Origin of the sequence: Cronobacter sp. HA18003 (genome assembly GCF_011605905.1) — a bacterium.
In the GTDB taxonomy this organism is placed as follows: domain Bacteria; phylum Pseudomonadota; class Gammaproteobacteria; order Enterobacterales; family Enterobacteriaceae; genus Cronobacter; species Cronobacter sakazakii.
Map to the genome: position 1 here is coordinate 310,913 of NZ_JAANQO010000023.1, position 16,182 is coordinate 327,094.

Genomic DNA, 16,182 nt, shown 5'->3' on the forward strand with positions numbered 1-16,182 from the left:
GGCTTACTGATTACTGGCCTGCATCGCTTCGATCTGCATGGTTATCTGTTTCACCGCGTTATCGAGCGCGGTTTTCGGCTCCTGCTTGCCGGTGACGCTCAGCTCCAGCGCCGCGTTGGCAGGTGCCCACACTTCGCCCATTTCAGGTATGCCCGGCATCGCGCTGGCGCGCGCCGCCTGCACGGCCACCGCACTCGCTTTCTGGTCGCCTTTAATGACCGGATCGTCCATCAGCGCCACCAGCGGCGGGATCTCGCGGGTCGCGATGTAGCGCGTTTTCACATACTGCGGCTGGTTGATGAACTCGATAAACTGCTGTGCCAGGGCTTTGTCTTTGCTCCAGGTGGAGACCACGTAGCCCTTCACGCCGAGGAACGAGCTCATCGGTTTGCCGTCCGGCAGCGTCGGCAGCGGCGCCACGCCGTAGTTAATGCCTGCGGCTTCGTAAGGCTGGAACGCCCACGGGCCGTTAATCACCGCCGCCGCCTTCTTCTCGGTAAACAGCGAATCGATAGCGTTCAGGCCGTTATCGCCGATGATCCCCGCCGGGAAGACGCCGTCGGCATAGAATTTTTTCAGGAAGGTGACGGCTTCCACCGCGCCGGGCTTGTTGAGGCCGACATCCAGCGGGTTAAAGCCGCCTTTGTCGTTTTTCCCGAAGATGTAGCCGCCCATCGGGCCGATGGCACCCCAGCTGTAGTAAATCTGGTCAAACTTGGCGAGCAGGCCGTACTGGTTTTTCGCGCGCTGCGCTTTGGAGAAGTCATACCAGGCCTGCAGGCTGTCGAACGGCTTTTCCACCAGATCTTTGTTGTAGATAAGCACCAGCGTTTCAACGGCTTTCGGCACGCCGTACTGGGCGTTATCCATGCGGAACGCCGCAATGGAAGATGGCGTAAAGGCGTCGGTCTGCGCTTTATCAAGCGTCAGCGGCGATAACAGCCCCTGCACCACCGCGCCGCCCAGCTGATCGTTTGGGATCACCAGCACATCCGGGCCGATCCCCGCCGGGCCGTCGAGACGCAGTTTTTCCAGCTGCTGGGCGAACGGCATTTCCTGCATGTTCACTTTCACGTCGTACTGCTTTTCAAATGCCGCCACGGCATCCTTAATTCCGGCGGATTTTTTAATGTCTTCCCACACGTTAAGCTGTCGGGTCGCCGCGCTGGCACCAGCGCTGACCATCAGGGCGGAGAGAACCAGGGCGGTAAGGATGTTCTTTTTCATTATCAACCTCATGTGAAGGTATAACAATTACGTTGTTTTTATTTGGTGCTTCGCTTCTGTTTTAAAACTCAACCGCTGTAACCACGCAGCCTGCGAAAGCCCACTCAGCGCGTTTCCATTTTGTTATACGCTACGCTGCCAACCCTGATAACTCTACAAAAAACTGTGCGTTGTGTGATCGTCGTTACAGAAATGAAAACCGGCGATAGGGGGCGAAATCCGGGGAAGTTATAGTCATGACACTGATTTAAAGCCGTTGCGTATCACTCCGCTGAATTGTTATACGTAATACAAAATAAGGTTCAGCGCCCGTCAGAAACGCCCGCGGCCACCACGGCTTACACTTTCGAGGAACCCTGATGTCCAGCATAAGACTGAGGAATGTCACCAAACGGTTCGGGAAAACCGAAACCCTGCACAATATCAATCTCGATATTGCCGACGGCGAATTTGCGGTGTTCGTCGGGCCGTCCGGCTGCGGAAAGTCCACGCTGCTGCGCATGATCGCGGGCCTTGAAGAGGTGAGCGACGGCGAGGTGCTGATTGGCGATGAGGTGATGAACGATGTCGCGCCTGCGCACCGCGGCGTGGCGATGGTCTTTCAGTCCTACGCGCTCTATCCGCACATGACGGTGGCGGAGAACATGGGCTACGGGCTGAAGGTCAATAAAGTGCCGAAAGATCAGATCCGTCATCAGGTGGAAATGGTGGCGAAGACGCTGCAACTCTCGCACCTGTTGGATCGCAAACCCAAACAGCTCTCTGGCGGCCAGCGCCAGCGCGTGGCGATTGGCCGCGCGATTGTGCGTAACCCGCAGGTGTTTATGTTCGACGAACCGCTCTCCAACCTTGACGCCGAACTGCGCGTTGAGATGCGCCTGCATATCGCGAGGCTCCACCAGGAGCTGAAAACCACGATGGTGTATGTCACGCACGATCAGGTCGAGGCGATGACGCTCGCCGATAAAATCGTGGTGATGAACTACGGCAAAGTGGAGCAGATGGGCTCGCCGATGGCGCTTTACTACAACCCGGTCAATAAATTCGTGGCCGGGTTTATCGGCTCGCCGAAGATGAATTTCCTGCCAGCCACCGTGGCGCGCTGGGAAGAAGGCGCGCTGGACGTCACGCTCTCGCAGGGCAAAACGCTGCGGCTCGCCATTCACACCGCGCCGCTGAAGCAAGGCGATGCGGTGACGCTGGGTATTCGCCCGGAGCACCTCTCCACCGGCGCGCAGGCGGAAGCCTCGTTAACGTTTAACTGTGAAGTGGTGGAGCGCCTTGGCAACAACACCTACCTGTTCGGCCAGTGTTACGGGCATGACAACGTGAAAATTCTGCTGCCGGGCGACGTGCATTTCAGCCCGTGGCAGGCGGTGGAAGTGGGCTTTAACCCGCGTGACTGTATGGTGTTTGACGCCGACGGCCTGCGCATCAGCGCCGAAACGGACGTCCCGCACGCGCACTAATGTTCTCCTGCGTCGGCCCAGGGCGGGCCGACGATTTTCCCGCCGCTTTTCGGATTACACAAAGGTTCCCTCCCCTAATTACTGTATATAATACCAGTATTTTGCAGGCTGGCTTTGCTGCCGTTTAAGGAGGAACTATGTCGATGTTATCCGTGCTCCCTGAAGTTTTACCCGAGGCGCTCCCCGCGCCCGCCGCGCTGACCGAGCCGCGCCGCATCCGCGTGAGCTACGCCAGCCGCTTTCATGACGGCGTGAGCCTTGCCGCGCTGACGCTTCGCGGCAAATGGCTGGAGGAAGCCGGTTTCCCTACCGGCACCGATGCGGATGTGCGGGTGATGCCCGGCTGTATTGTCATCACAGCGCGCGCGCCGGAGCCGGAAGATCCGCCGCTACTGAAATCCCTGCGCCGCGTCTGCAAGCTGTCGGTGCGCAAGCAACAGCAAGTGCAGGAGTTTATCGAGGTGATCGCCGGCAAGCGTAAAAAGCGGGTGTGAATGCGCGCGGGCAACACGCCGCCCGCGCCGGCGTTTAATACGTATCGTCGCGTTGCAGCCCGACATCGCGCAGCTGCGCCTCGTTCATTCTGCTGAGCACTTTTCGGGTCTGCGCGCGCAGCCGCCAGGCTTTCCAGGCGCGCCAGATCAGTATGAAGCCAATAAACGGTCTGCGGGGTCGGTTCTCGTGAAATTCCATCGTCGCTCTCCTGTATCAGGCTGAGCCTTATGATGGCCGGGATCGCCGGTAACAATACAGATTCACAAAATCTATTTGTTAACCATACAGAAGCGCGACAGATGCGGCTGAAAGGCGTATTGTGCCGTTATCTGTACCGGTTTTGTGATCTGTACTGTATTAATGGAGCATACAGCATGACGCGTTATCAGCACCTCGCCTGCCTGCTGGCGGAGCGTATCGAACAGGGCCTTTATCGCCACGGTGAAAGACTGCCGTCGGTGCGCAGCCTGAGCCAGGAGCACGGCGTCAGCATCAGCACCGTACAGCAGGCGTATCTGGTGCTGGAGAATCAGCAGCTCATCGTGCCGCGCCCGCGCTCGGGGTATTTTGTCGCGCCGCGTAAAATGCAGCCTCCGGTGCCTGCGATGACGCGCCCGGTACAGCGCCCGGTTGAGGTGACGCAATGGGATGAAGTAATGACGCTCCTTGACGGGCGCGGCAATAAAAGCCTGACCACATTTGGCGGCGGCGCGCCGGATATCACCCACCCTACGCTTAAACCGCTCTGGCGCGAGATGAGCCGCGTGGTGCAACACAATCAGCTGGACGTTTTTAGCTATGACGATCTGGCGGGCCGCCCGGAACTGCGCCAGCAGGTAGCCCGCCTGATGCTGGATGGCGGCGCGAACATCAACGCTGACGAACTTATCATCACCAGCGGCTGCCACAACGCGCTCTCTGTCGCTCTGCTGGCCGTCTGCAAGCCCGGCGATATCGTCGCCGTGGAATCGCCCTGTTACTACGGCACCATGCAGCTGCTGCGAAGCCTCGATATCAAAGCCATTGAGATCCCGACCGATTCGCAGACCGGCATCAGCGTCGAAGCGCTTGAGCTGGCGCTGGAACAGTGGCCGATTAAAGGCGTGATCCTGGTGCCGAACTGCAATAACCCGCTCGGCTTTATCATGCCCGATGCCCGCAAACGCGCGGTGCTGGCGCTGGCCCAGCGCCACGACATCATCCTTTTTGAAGACGATATCTATGGCGAGCTAGCAACCGAATACCCGCGCCCCCGCACCATCAAATCCTGGGATATCGACGGGCGCGTCATACTGTGCAGCTCGGTGACGAAAACGCTCGCCCCCGGCCTGCGGGTGGGCTGGATAGCGCCGGGGCGTTATCACGAGCGTGTGCTGCAGATGAAATACGCCGCCAGCGGCACCAACGTGCCTGCCACGCAGCTCGCGGTAGCGGCGTTTATCCGCGACGGCCACTATCACCGTCACCTGCGCCGGATGCGCCAGCACTATCAGCGCCAGATGGAGACCTACACCTGCTGGGTGCGTGAATATTTCCCGTGCGGCATCTGCGTCACGCGCCCTAAAGGCGGGTTTATGCTCTGGATAGAACTGCCGGAGAGCGTCGATATCGTCTGCGTGGCGCGTCAGCTAACGCGCCTTGAAATTCGTGTCGCCCCCGGCTCGCTCTTTTCCGCCTCGGGCAAATACCGCAACTGCCTGCGCATCAACTGCGCGCTTCCTGCCAGCGAGCATTACCGTGAGGCGCTGCAACAGATTGGCGAAGCGCTGCATCACGCCATGGAAGAGAGCTGAGACTCCGGAGTTATCCCCTGTCGCAACCGCCGCATGGGTTATATGCTTAACGCATGGAAAAATTAGCTGAATTAAAGCGCGCCAAGCGCCTGGCGCTCGGCCTGCTGCTGACGGCGGCGGCGACATTTGTTACCACGCTGTTTTTACCGCCTGGTTTCTGGGTAAGCGGCGTTAAGGCTATCGCGGAAGCCGCGATGGTGGGCGCGCTGGCGGACTGGTTCGCCGTGGTGGCGCTGTTTCGCCGTGTGCCTATTCCTTTTATCTCGCGCCACACCGCGATTATTCCCCGTAAAAAAGACCGCATCGGCGAGAACCTCGGGCAGTTTGTGCAGGAAAAATTCCTGGATACCGATTCGCTGGTCGCGCTGATCCGCCGCCACGAACCGGCGCAGTTGCTCGGCCAGTGGCTCAGTCAGCCTGCCAACGCGCAGCGCGTGGGCCAGAACCTGGTGCAGGTGATGAGCGGTTTTCTGGAACTCACCGACGACAGCCGCATTCAGGGGTTATTAAAGCGCGCCGTACACAAGGCGATTGATAAGGTCGATCTTACCCAGACCAGCGCGCTGATGCTGGAGAGCATGACCAAAAACAACCGCCATCAGGTGCTGCTGGATGCGCTTATCGGCAAACTGATTCGCCTGGTGCAGAAGCAGAGCACGCGCGATTTTATCGCCCGCCAGATTGTCCACTGGCTGAAGACCGAGCACCCGCGTAAAGCGAAAATCCTGCCTACCGAGTGGCTCGGCGAACACAGCGCCGAGCTGGTTTCCAGCGCCGTCAATTCCATGCTCGACGACATCAGCCACGACCAGGCGCACCAGTTGCGCCAGGCCTTTGACCGCATCACCGTGGATTTCATCGAGAAGCTGAAAAGCGACCCGGAGATGGCCGAGCGCGCCGACGGCATCAAGGCGTATCTGAAAGAGGACGAGGCGTTTAACCGCTACCTGGCGGAGCTGTGGGGTGACGTGCGCGGCTGGCTGAAGAACGACATGCAGGCGGAGGATTCCCGCACCCGCCAGCGCATCGCCGATGCCGGGCAGTGGTTCGGCGAATCGCTGATGGCCGACAGCGCCCTGCGCGCCTCGTTCAACGAACATCTCGAACAGGCCGCGACCACCGTCGCGCCCGAGTTTGCCACGTTCCTGACGCGCCACATCAGCGACACGGTAAAAAGCTGGGACGCGCGCGACATGTCGCAGCAGATAGAGCTCAACATCGGCAAAGATTTACAGTTTATCCGCATCAACGGCACGCTGGTCGGCGGCACCATCGGGCTGGTGCTGTATCTGTTGTCGCAGATACCCCGCCTGCTCTGAACCTTTATTACCGTACGAACACCTGCGCGATTCGCCGGGATTTTAAAAAGTACGGAAGCCAGCATGTGACGCCGATAAACGCCGACAGGACGCTGCGAATGCTGCTGTTATCCCAGCTCGCGCCAAACAGGCTCACCGGCAGTACGGCGAACCACAGCGCGCTTACCACCCCCGCCAGATAGTAGATAACCATCGCGCGGGGCGTGTGCCGCTTACGCTGAAAGAAATGCCAGCTCGCATACGCCGTGATGCCAATAAGCGCCACTAACAGCACCACCGCGCCTGCGGCATACCACGTAATAATGCCCGAGCGGCTGAAGTACGCGCTTATCGCACTGATCAGATCAAAAAACTCCACCGGCAGAAAGATCAGACTGAAAATAAGTCCGGCAGCTGGCAGGTAGAGCAACCCGTTAATTTTACTGGCTTCCGCTTTTTCGCAAGCGTCACATAACCCCGACTCTTTGTTCGGCTCGTTTTCATTGCACTGAATGCACTTCATTTTCTTTCCCTGTTAATTTCACTTAAATTAAAAAATGGTCAGCCGCAGACGCCCAGAATAACGTAAGAAGGGCCTATAGCGAAGGGAATTCATGGGAGGAACGATTAATAGCCAGTCATCACGCAGCCATTATTTTTATTCTTAAGTAAGAAGCATCGGAGAAAGGATTGAGTAGACACTCTGTTCCAGCCCTCACTCATTTTACAGACGTTTCAGTCGACAACATCAATTTCAGAAAAAGAATTAGTCGATATAATAATTAACTGCATATAGTCATGCATTGACTGAAATTCACAGCATATTATTTTTAATATAATCAATCAATTAATCAATGAAGTCTCTTTTAATTAAGCGTATTAATGAAGTGTCTATTACAAAGATAAATTCCGACCTTGAGCACTCGATATCGCCGTTACGTCGACACTTTTAATTTTCAATGAGAGCAATCCGGGCGTATTATTTTTCAGCCACTAAGAACCTGTTACAGAGAAGACCATTATCACTGAGCTTTATCATTTAACAAATAACACTCACCCATGCGGGTGATCATTAATAGTAAAAAGTCGATCATATTTTAACTATTTAATTAAAACTCAACGGTGTTGCTAAAAGGGATATTATGCTTCATCGCTATCAGGCAACTTCTGCCGATAATCTTTGCTACGAAGATATCTGCCATATCCTGCATCCGGATTCGGCAGTACATGAGCTTGCCTTTACTGCAAAGCCGAACCAGTTAATCAGGGTTTGGGATCTTCCCATAGGCTATAGCCAGTTCGTGAATTCGTGTCGCCAGTTTCATTACCAATATCCATGGATGGCGTATCGGGATGTGTTGGAATATATCAAATCCGGTAAAGTCGTTTTGCTGAGACAAAGTCTCCTCGAAAATACTATTACCGGCGTCCTTACCGCCTCCGGAAACCTGCGGCATGACCTCCCTTTGTTGCTGCAATCCCGGCTTAGTTACCTGATATCGCATCAGTTAAATGGCATAACATCCGCGGTTCCCGTACAGCATGCCCAGACCACAAAAACGCTCAACAGCAAAGGTGCAGGCCGACTTTTGGCCGCAGGTGGTATTTATAACGGTAATAGCGAAGGGTTCAGGAAGACAGCAGAAGATCTCGGCGGCGAGGCTCCAGACGGTTATAACCAGATCATGGCTAACAGAGGGTTACTCATTGCAGGGGCGTCTGTTACCGTCGGATTATCACTGGGAAGGATGCGATTCCCTGAATTAGAGGAGCTTAAGCATTTTGGTGCCAGAGGCGTTTCGTCAGGCAGACAATTTGAGCCTGAACTGGCTGGCGGGCCGATTGAAAATCTGACAACGGATGGCGTGGAAATCACTCATGAAGGGATTAAAATTGTGGAAAAACATTTGTCCCGATTCGCCCCCGATCCAGGTAACGATTTTATGATGATCAGATTAAGAAAAATTGCTGACGGTGAATTATCAGCAGAAAAAGTAGACCTAAATTACTACACTCATGAGTGTCGGGAATATCAACGTTATTGTAATTTAGGTTGGGAAACAGGAAGACCAGCCGATGATGCAAAGGCTTATGATTTATGGAATAATACGCATACGGCTACACTGGAAGATTACAGAATAACTGGTGATGACCTTTATCACCCGGATGCACCATTATGGTAAATAATGCTGAATTCAACATTCTTACGCTCTTAGCGTCAAGAGACGATGTGAAATGGACTTGGTATAGTCTTGATCGCGCAATGTCACTGCGAAAAATGGAGGGCGTGGGTAATGTCGCCAGGCTTGTAAGGAATTTACATGAAGCCGGATTAGTCGACATAACACCCTCAACTCCTGCTGGCATGGATTACTACCATATTTCAGCGCAAGGCATACGGCTTCTTAAACAAATCCAGAAGCAAAATATTTAACTGCAATGGCATATTGCTCCATCCGGACGCACTGAAATGAAATTAACCAACACGGAGCTTAATGTCCTGAGAGTCATGGCAGAAAAAGAAATCGACTGGATGTGGATAATGCTGGATCGCGCTCTTGCCATTCGTGGCATTGAAGGATTTAGCAATGTTGCGAATATTGTCGCCAGCCTTGTTAATAATGGGATGGTTGAGGCTGTGTATATCGAAAACGCCTCGAAGCCCCGTTATCGCGTATCAGAACAAGGTCACCAGTTATTAAGGGAAAACAATAATAATTAACGAGGCTGAATTCAATATTCTGGCGCTTTTGGCGTCAAGAGATGATGTGAAATGGACCAAGTATAACTATTGCGCCTCCTTTAGATATAGCGCAATAAATGCGCACTCCCCCAGCGGTAGAGTCAGAAGCTGAGAAGTCTGAGCAAGACAAGGAAACACAGCAGGTTAACTCACTCTCTGAAGGAGGAATGTTATGGATCGCATTATTCAGTCACCTGGTAAATACATTCAGGGCGCAGGCGTGATCTCCCGCATCGGCGACTATTTAAAACCGCTGGCCGAACGCTGGCTGGTCGTCGGGGATAAATTCGTGCTCGGGTTTGCAGAAGAGACGCTGCGCCAGAGTTTTAAAAAGGCGGAGCTTAGCGTCGAAATCGCGCCCTTCGCTGGCGAGTGCTCGCAAAATGAAATCGACCGGCTGCGTAAGCTAGCCGACAGCGCCAGCTGTACCGCTGTGCTGGGCATTGGCGGCGGTAAAACGCTCGATACCGCAAAAGCGCTGGCGCATTTTATGGCGGTGCCGGTCGCTATCGCGCCGACCATCGCCTCCACCGACGCGCCGTGCAGCGCGCTTTCGGTGATTTATACCGACGACGGCGAGTTCGACCGCTACCTGATGCTGCCCCACAACCCGAATATTGTTATCGTCGACACGCAGGTTGTCGCGGGGGCCCCGGCGCGCCTGCTGGCGTCCGGCATTGGCGATGCGCTGGCCACCTGGTTTGAAGCGCGCCTGCTCGCGTAGCGGTGCCACCACCATGGCGGGCGGCAAATGCACTCAGGCCGCGCTGGCGCTTGCCGAGCTGTGCTACAACACGCTGCTTGAGCAGGGAGAAAAAGCGATGCTGGCCGCCGAACAGCATGTCGTCACCCCGGCGCTTGAGCGCATTATCGAAGCCAACACGTACCTGAGCGGCGTGGGCTTCGAGAGCGGCGGCCTGGCGGCAGCTCATGCTATCCACAACGGGCTGACCGCCATTCCGGACGCGCATCATTACTACCACGGCGAGAAAGTCGCCTTCGGCACGCTCACCCAGCTGGTGCTGGAAAATGCGCCGTCAGAGGAGATAGAAAGGGTTGCCGCGCTTTGCCACAGCATCGGGCTGCCCATCACGCTCGCGCAGCTTGATATTAAAGAGGATGTGCAAACCAAAATGCGCCTGGTGGCGCAGGCGGCGTGCGCGGAGGGCGAAACCATTCACAATATGCCGGGTGGCGGGTCGCCGGAGCAGGTGTATGCCGCGCTGCTGGTCGCCGACCAGTACGGCCAGCGCTTTTTGCAGGAGTGGGAGTAAGCGCGGCGAGTAGTTGTGTTTTGAAATGTGTTTACCTGGAAATCCCCGCTGCGGCGGGGATTTTTATGGAGTGCAGAACAAGGAGACAGTATTAATTATTTCTGATTTAAGAAAGAACCTATTTTTCGTTTAATCATACAACCAGCGGCCAGCTCTAGCAGAGGCGATCAACATCCCAATAGTAAAATCCGGCACCGGAATGGGTTCCGGTTTTTTAAAAAAATTCCATGAGAAAGGTGAATCAGGAAAATAGGTTTTAATCGTAAACCCGGCGCGATCAACGTTAAATGTCGTAAAAAAGGCATCCATCAAATCTTCTATTTCAGCCTCGTCTATTTGCAGATCGGTATCTAAATCCGTTTCCGGCGTCAACGGGACTTCCTTCCCCGTGAAGAGATACGTACCGGCGTAAGGCCGAATGAGTTTGTAAATCTGCTTTTCGAGGTTGTCTGCCATATTTTGTCATCTCCTCTGGCGATAGTGTTGTAATCGCGTATCGTACAGAAAATAATTTGTGAGACATCTGCCGACAAAATAATAATACCGAGCAAAGAAATAGTCCGGCCAATAAAAGGCGTGATATTGCGAACCATTACCCGACGCGCTGTCCATGGTATATAACCACCTAACCATGTAGGTAATTTTATACCAAACGGGAACCTGGCCTTCTTAAAAACCTTTCTTGCTGCTCTGGATGCATAAAATGAACGATTGATGACACCATCAAACACTAGCAGTGTGCCCTCGGCAACACGCGCCTGCAACGGTTGTCTCGGATGAGCAAAATCTTAGGGTTTTCTCAGCGCCCCCTGACGCGCGGGCACGCACGGGGGCGCGGGCGAGCTATACAGTTGAGGGAGTCCGAACTATAAAACATGCAATTTTTCAAGCCGGGGATTCAGCTATAGGCTCACGGTAGAATGCGGCTTGTAGAGGGTTGTGCGCACATACCCAGTACCACCGCATTACTCCACGCGCACAAGTTCCTAAGAGCCGAGTGTGGCAGGGATTGCAGAAGAAGTCAGCTCAATGGAAACGACCGAGTAGCCCTCAATTATTCAATTCCTTGGTTAGTTCTACTTCACCAGTGGTAACATTAGAGCGTAGGTAAAAGAGATCACTATTCATCTGCTCTGGCTTCGTCCATATCTCCGCCTTCCTCGAACCGCCTTTCTGTCTGGTATAACCCAGCTTAGTCAAATAAGCTCTCAACGGCTCGACGTCAGATACTCCCCTAAAAATGATTGTGTTTGATGGGGCGTATCCATCTCCGGGATGTGATTCAAAGTAATAATCTTTCGATATGCGCGGAGCCTTCGCAATATCTTTATCAGTCAGGGAGTGATAATTGAAAAAGTCCTTTTCAGTGTACGTGGTCGTTTCATTGATACCAGAGGCAATAAAATAGATAAATAACCAGCAGAGGATAACAACCGTAATTAATACAAGGATGCTCCATTTAAAGAATTTACGCATTATCACTTCACCCCTGTGTAACCAAGTGACGTCCCATTGTCTGTAATAACTTTAACAATCCCAGATGTAAAATCGTCCCACGGCCTCAACGATGTCATAAAATGCGGGAGATTCCCTGTGTACGACTGGTGACGCACGCACGGATCATCCGGGTCAGGGAACAGAATCGGACGGAAACCACGGTTTTTATGGGAGCCTATAGCACCGTAATGATCCCAACGGCGAACAGCGGAATCGTAACTCACAGGTTTAAGGCGATAACCATAACGCCCCGGCATGATAGCTCGGTGGAATCCGAACAGGTCAGAAACTAAATCCTCACCACTGAAACCGCTATCGGTGTACCAAGAGAAAGCCCGCAAGCTTTGCAACCCTTCAAATCGAGCTGCTGTGCTCATCATCATCGCCAGCATGATTCTGTTAATATCTTCGGTACTCCGCCCGCGCTTAATTTCCCAGCGGGAGAATTTGCCTACTCCGAATTGTGAGTTGAATTTCACAAAGTGCATATCCTGCCGATACATCACTATGTAGGAAGGCTTGCCGCTACGCTCCCCCGCGATGAACTGGCTTTTAAGCTCCATGATATCACTACCACGAGCATGCCCCATGTCAACCCAGCCAAGCACCTCAGTATAAACAATACCCCTACGCAAAACGTCGAACTGCACCCCATCCTGTATTTCCGCTCTGGTGCTCATCCTTCCACCTCCTTGGTAGATTTTGTTGCCAATGTTATAGCCTATTTTTAAGCCAGTCCAGACAGCTGACAATACCGCTTATAAGCCCCGTTGGTGGTACAGACAAGCGGAGCCTCTGGCGACTTCATCAGGGTTATGTCAGTTAGTGAGGCTTATCAGGATGACCATGTACCCAAGGGGAGCGAGGCCGAACCGCTGGCAGAGCTTGCATATGGTCTGCAAGTACCGTGACCACCATAAACCTGTTTATCCCCTGCGGCGTCTCGCGACGGCGACAGAACGGGGGCATCGGGCTAAAATGTGCTTCACTAAAAGTTTTTGGGATTGTTTAGAGACGGTGGCTACGTCATAGCTTTCAAGTTGAGTCAGTAAGTGTTTGACGCCTGGAACTACACGCCGCTATGAGTAAACATCCCAATTACCACTATCAACCACAGCGGCTTTTTCAAGGGACCTAACAGAGCATTTCTTACAGGCAAAAGAGACAGATTTTATTGTCTAACTAGCTGTATTGTAAGGAATTTAGCGACTTGGTGCCGAAGGCCGGACTCGAACCGGCACGTATTTCTACGGTTGATTTTGAATCAACTGCGTCTACCGATTTCGCCACTCCGGCACGGAAGGGATGCGGAAAACGTTGGGATTATACCTGTCAGGGGCCGCCATGCAAGCAGCGCTCTTGCGCCGTCCTGTCGAGTGCTGAAAATTTCAGCATAACGCATCCTCCTTTCTCCATCCTTTCCGTCTTCTTCCCGCTCACAAATTCATCAAAACAATCATTTGCAGGTTTACATCACCTTTCATTTGTTATGTGATCCTGTAACGGGCTTCACTACCCATGCGGCTCGCCCTCTCCTCCCCTGACAGGACAACATATGGATTTTTTCGAGAAAGATCCCACGCCGGAAAACTACTGGCGCGGCGTGATCCTTTTTGGAAACAACTTCGCGACGTACAAGTTCGCGCTGGCGCAGGCGCTGTATGAGGTGAAGCGCGAAAACAGCCTCGTGAAGCTGGAAGATCTGGCGCTGCCGTTCAGCACGCATATCTGCGCTCACCTCAGAGAAGCGCCTAAGCAAATCCTCAATATAAAGCGTCCTGGTCAGTTCATCCTTGCCTGTCAGCAGTTTAACCAGCAGGAGATAACGCAGGGGCAGCTTATCGAGGCGACGGTCAGGCACGGGTTTAACGTCGTGCTGAAGGCGTTTCACAATGTCAGCGGCGGGCCGATCGCGAAACCGTTTTTCATCAACGAACCGCGCGCCCACAAGGCCATTCGCCTGACGGATGACTTTTATCGCCTCACGGAAACCACACAGTTCGCGAATCTTACGCAGGAAACCGACGCCCGCTGGCGGCTGGTCGAAAAAGCCTGGCAGATGAACCTGCCGCCGCAGTTGCTGGATGTCCATTACGACCCCGAGCAGGAAACCCTCTTCACCCGCTTAAGCTCATCGCGCATTGCGCTGACGAGCTGTCGCAACAGCCTGAACGGCTACCAGAAAGGCCACTGTTTTTACTGCAACGCGCCCATCAGCCTTGAGAAACATCACCCGACGCTTGCCGATGTCGACCACTTTCTGCCGCTTGCCGCTCAACTGCCGGGCGTGAATCTCAACGGCGTCTGGAATCTGGTGCTTGCGTGTCGCAGCTGTAACCGCGGCGAAAACGGCAAATCCGCCCGCGTCCCGACGCTTGCGCTACTGGCACGGCTGCACGCCCGTAACGAATACTTTATTAACAGCCGCCTGCCGCTGCATGAGGCAATCATTAACCAGACGGGTAATAATGAGCGCCAGCGTAAAACCTTTTTGCAGGATGCCTGGAACGCCGCCTTTGCGAACCGTCTGAGGCAGTGGGCGCCTGAGCCACAACAGGAGCTGATTTTCTGATGACGCAGAACTATTACCAGGCCCACGCGCATGAATTTTTCGAGGGCACCGTCGCGGTCGATATGTCCTCGTTATATGACGCATTCACCCCGCACCTGCCTGCGGGCGCGCGTGTTCTGGACGCAGGCTGCGGCTCCGGGCGCGATGCGCTCGCGTTCCGTCAGATGGGCTACGAGATTGAGGCGTTCGACGCCTGCGGCGAACTGGTCGCGCTGGCGCGGGCGCACAGCGGCCTGCCGGTAAAGGAGATGACGTTTAGCGAGCTTGATGCGGTTGAACGCTACGACGGCATCTGGTGCTGCGCGTCGCTGCTGCATCTCTCGCATGACGAACTGCCCGCTGCCATGCAAAAGCTGTCGGCCGCGCTGAAGCCCGGCGGCGTCTGGTATCTCTCGTTTAAATATGGCGAGGGCGAGCGCGAACAGCAGGGGCGGCGCTTTACCGATATGAACGAAGCCCGCCTGATGACGCTGCTGGCCGCCTTTCCTGAGTTGTCGCCGCAGGCATTATGGGTGACGCAGGATAAACGCCCGGAGCGCCGCGAGCAGTGGCTCAACGGGCTGCTTGTAAAGCGCTAACCCTGCCCTTATCCCCTTTCACACTTTGAGCCATGCTCAGTGCGTGAACGGCCTCTGTAACCTGAATGTTCTACAATCTCCGGGATATCCACAACAAAGGAAACCGCGATGACCATCATCAAAAGTTACGCCGCGCATAAAGCTGGCGCAGAGCTTGAGCTCTATGAGTACGACGCAGGCGAGCTGAAGCCTGAGGATGTGGAGGTTGAGGTTGAGTACTGCGGCATCTGCCACTCCGATCTCTCGATGATCGATAACGAATGGGGCATTTCGGCGTATCCGCTGATTGCGGGCCACGAGGTGATTGGCCGCGTCAGTGCACTGGGTGGCAGCGCGCAGAACAAGGGCCTGAAAGTGGGCCAGCGCGTCGGTATCGGCTGGACGGCGTCAAGCTGTGAGCACTGCGACGCCTGTATCAGCGGCAACCAGGTGAACTGTCAGCACGGCAGCGTGCCGACCATTCTGAACCGCGGCGGCTTCGCTGATAAGATTCGCGCAAACTGGCAGTGGGTGATCCCGATGCCGGAAGGCATCGACGCCGCGTCCGCCGGTCCGCTGCTGTGCGGCGGCATCACGGTGTTTAAACCGTTGCTGATGCATCACATCACTGCCACCAGCCGCGTCGGCGTGATCGGCATCGGTGGTCTCGGCCATATCGCTATCAAGCTGCTGCGCGCGATGGGCTGTGAAGTGACGGCGTTCAGCTCGAATCCGTCGAAAGAGCAAGAGATCCTGGCGATGGGCGCGGATAAAGTGGTGAATAGCCGCGATCCGCAAGCGCTTCAGGCACTGGCCGGTCAGTTCGATCTGATTATCAACACGGTGAATGTGTCGCTCGACTGGATGCCGTATTTCCAGGCGCTGGCCTGGGGCGGGAATTTCCACACCGTCGGCGCGGTGATGAAGCCGTTCGAAGTACCGGCGTTTTCGCTCATTATGGGCGATCGCAGCGTCACCGGCTCCGCGACCGGCTCGCCGCACGAGCTGCGCTCGCTGATGAAGCTGGCGGCGCGCGCCAAAGTGGCACCGCAAACCGAAGAGTTCCCGATGTCCCGTATCAACGAGGCGCTGCAACACGTGCGCGATGGTAAAGCGCGCTACCGCGTGGTGCTGAAAGCGGATTTCTGACTAGTAAGAGTAAAAAGCAAAGGCGCCGCAGGGCGCCTTTTTTAACCGTTGTAGATAGTGGGTTCGCGAGAGATTTTCCAGGGTGGGTGTGGCTGCGGATTTCATGGT

The 16,182-nt window shown here is 54.7% G+C and carries 15 protein-coding genes, 1 tRNA gene and 2 pseudogenes; 10 read left to right on the plus strand and 8 right to left on the minus strand.

Annotation, left to right across the window (positions count from 1 at the left end; all coding sequences use genetic code 11):
• Window positions 1-3 precede the first annotated feature (3 nt).
• Entirely contained in the window at window positions 4-1,227 is a 1,224-nt protein-coding gene (locus tag G6041_RS15430) for an extracellular solute-binding protein (protein WP_007889385.1), read from the minus strand.
• 359 nt (window positions 1,228-1,586) lie between these two features.
• On the opposite strand from G6041_RS15430, the gene G6041_RS15435 reads away from it, so the two are divergent.
• Both G6041_RS15435 and symE read left to right on the plus strand, forming a co-directional pair.
• The gene (locus G6041_RS15435) at window positions 1,587-2,696 is read left to right on the plus strand and encodes an ABC transporter ATP-binding protein (protein WP_012125873.1); all 1,110 of its coding nucleotides are present in this window, start codon (window positions 1,587-1,589) and stop codon (window positions 2,694-2,696) included.
• A gap of 137 nt (window positions 2,697-2,833) precedes the next feature.
• Window positions 2,834-3,190 (plus strand): endoribonuclease SymE, encoded by a 357-nt coding sequence (gene symE / locus G6041_RS15440; RefSeq protein WP_012125874.1) that lies wholly within the window; start codon window positions 2,834-2,836, stop codon window positions 3,188-3,190.
• A 34-nt stretch (window positions 3,191-3,224) separates the two neighbouring features.
• On the opposite strand, the gene G6041_RS15445 is transcribed toward symE, so the two are convergent.
• A complete protein-coding gene (locus G6041_RS15445) occupies window positions 3,225-3,389 on the minus strand; it encodes a DUF1127 domain-containing protein (RefSeq protein WP_012125875.1) in 165 nt (54 codons plus the stop codon).
• A 176-nt stretch (window positions 3,390-3,565) separates the two neighbouring features.
• On the opposite strand from G6041_RS15445, the gene G6041_RS15450 reads away from it, so the two are divergent.
• Together G6041_RS15450 and G6041_RS15455 are read left to right on the plus strand one after the other, a co-directional pair.
• Entirely contained in the window at window positions 3,566-4,984 is a 1,419-nt protein-coding gene (locus G6041_RS15450; RefSeq protein WP_032988947.1) for an aminotransferase-like domain-containing protein, read from the plus strand.
• A gap of 53 nt (window positions 4,985-5,037) precedes the next feature.
• Window positions 5,038-6,303: a DUF445 domain-containing protein gene (locus G6041_RS15455; RefSeq protein WP_012125877.1), complete on the plus strand. Its 1,266-nt coding sequence runs from the start codon at window positions 5,038-5,040 to the stop codon at window positions 6,301-6,303.
• Between the two features lie 7 nt (window positions 6,304-6,310).
• Here G6041_RS15455 and G6041_RS15460 read toward each other — a convergent pair whose 3' ends face one another.
• Entirely contained in the window at window positions 6,311-6,805 is a 495-nt protein-coding gene (locus G6041_RS15460) for a DUF2569 domain-containing protein (protein ID WP_012125878.1), read from the minus strand.
• Window positions 6,806-7,424: 619 nt separating this feature from the next.
• Here G6041_RS15460 and G6041_RS15465 point away from each other — a divergent pair.
• The 3 genes and pseudogenes from G6041_RS15465 to gldA all read left to right on the plus strand — a co-directional run bounded on the left by G6041_RS15465 (window position 7,425) and on the right by gldA (window position 10,299).
• Window positions 7,425-8,465 (plus strand): hypothetical protein, encoded by a 1,041-nt coding sequence (locus tag G6041_RS15465; RefSeq protein WP_012125879.1) that lies wholly within the window; start codon window positions 7,425-7,427, stop codon window positions 8,463-8,465.
• Between the two features lie 287 nt (window positions 8,466-8,752).
• Window positions 8,753-9,004 carry a hypothetical protein gene (locus G6041_RS15470; RefSeq protein ID WP_012125881.1) on the plus strand — a complete coding sequence of 84 codons (252 nt, stop codon included), beginning with the start codon at window positions 8,753-8,755 and terminating at the stop codon, window positions 9,002-9,004.
• A 193-nt stretch (window positions 9,005-9,197) separates the two neighbouring features.
• Window positions 9,198-10,299: pseudogene (gldA, locus tag G6041_RS15475) on the plus strand (bifunctional L-1,2-propanediol dehydrogenase/glycerol dehydrogenase).
• A gap of 129 nt (window positions 10,300-10,428) precedes the next feature.
• Here the strand turns inward: gldA and G6041_RS15480 are convergent.
• The 5 genes and pseudogenes from G6041_RS15480 to G6041_RS15500 form a co-directional block, all read right to left on the minus strand.
• Window positions 10,429-10,755 (minus strand): DUF1493 family protein, encoded by a 327-nt coding sequence (locus G6041_RS15480; protein ID WP_012125882.1) that lies wholly within the window; start codon window positions 10,753-10,755, stop codon window positions 10,429-10,431.
• Window positions 10,752-11,003 (minus strand): annotated as a pseudogene (locus G6041_RS15485) (STM2901 family protein); the annotation flags it as partial. The gene G6041_RS15480 and the pseudogene G6041_RS15485, both read right to left, overlap by 4 nt.
• A 346-nt stretch (window positions 11,004-11,349) precedes the next feature.
• Entirely contained in the window at window positions 11,350-11,775 is a 426-nt protein-coding gene (locus G6041_RS15490; protein ID WP_012125883.1) for a hypothetical protein, read from the minus strand.
• A gap of 2 nt (window positions 11,776-11,777) precedes the next feature.
• A complete protein-coding gene (locus G6041_RS15495; RefSeq protein ID WP_012125884.1) occupies window positions 11,778-12,476 on the minus strand; it encodes a hypothetical protein in 699 nt (232 codons plus the stop codon).
• Between the two features lie 531 nt (window positions 12,477-13,007).
• Window positions 13,008-13,092: transfer RNA gene (locus tag G6041_RS15500), tRNA-Leu, on the minus strand.
• Between the two features lie 259 nt (window positions 13,093-13,351).
• Between G6041_RS15500 and G6041_RS15505 the strand changes: the two genes are divergently transcribed.
• The 3 genes from G6041_RS15505 (at window position 13,352) to ahr (ending at window position 16,074) form a co-directional block, all read left to right on the plus strand.
• Window positions 13,352-14,368, plus strand: a complete 1,017-nt coding sequence (locus tag G6041_RS15505; RefSeq protein ID WP_012125885.1) for an HNH endonuclease domain-containing protein — start codon at window positions 13,352-13,354, stop codon at window positions 14,366-14,368.
• Entirely contained in the window at window positions 14,368-14,946 is a 579-nt protein-coding gene (locus tag G6041_RS15510; RefSeq protein WP_012125886.1) for a class I SAM-dependent methyltransferase, read from the plus strand. Before G6041_RS15505 ends, G6041_RS15510 begins: the two co-directional genes overlap by 1 nt.
• Window positions 14,947-15,054: 108 nt before the next feature.
• Window positions 15,055-16,074, plus strand: a complete 1,020-nt coding sequence (ahr, locus tag G6041_RS15515) for an NADPH-dependent aldehyde reductase Ahr (protein ID WP_012125887.1) — start codon at window positions 15,055-15,057, stop codon at window positions 16,072-16,074.
• The last annotated feature ends 108 nt before the right edge of the window (window positions 16,075-16,182 follow it).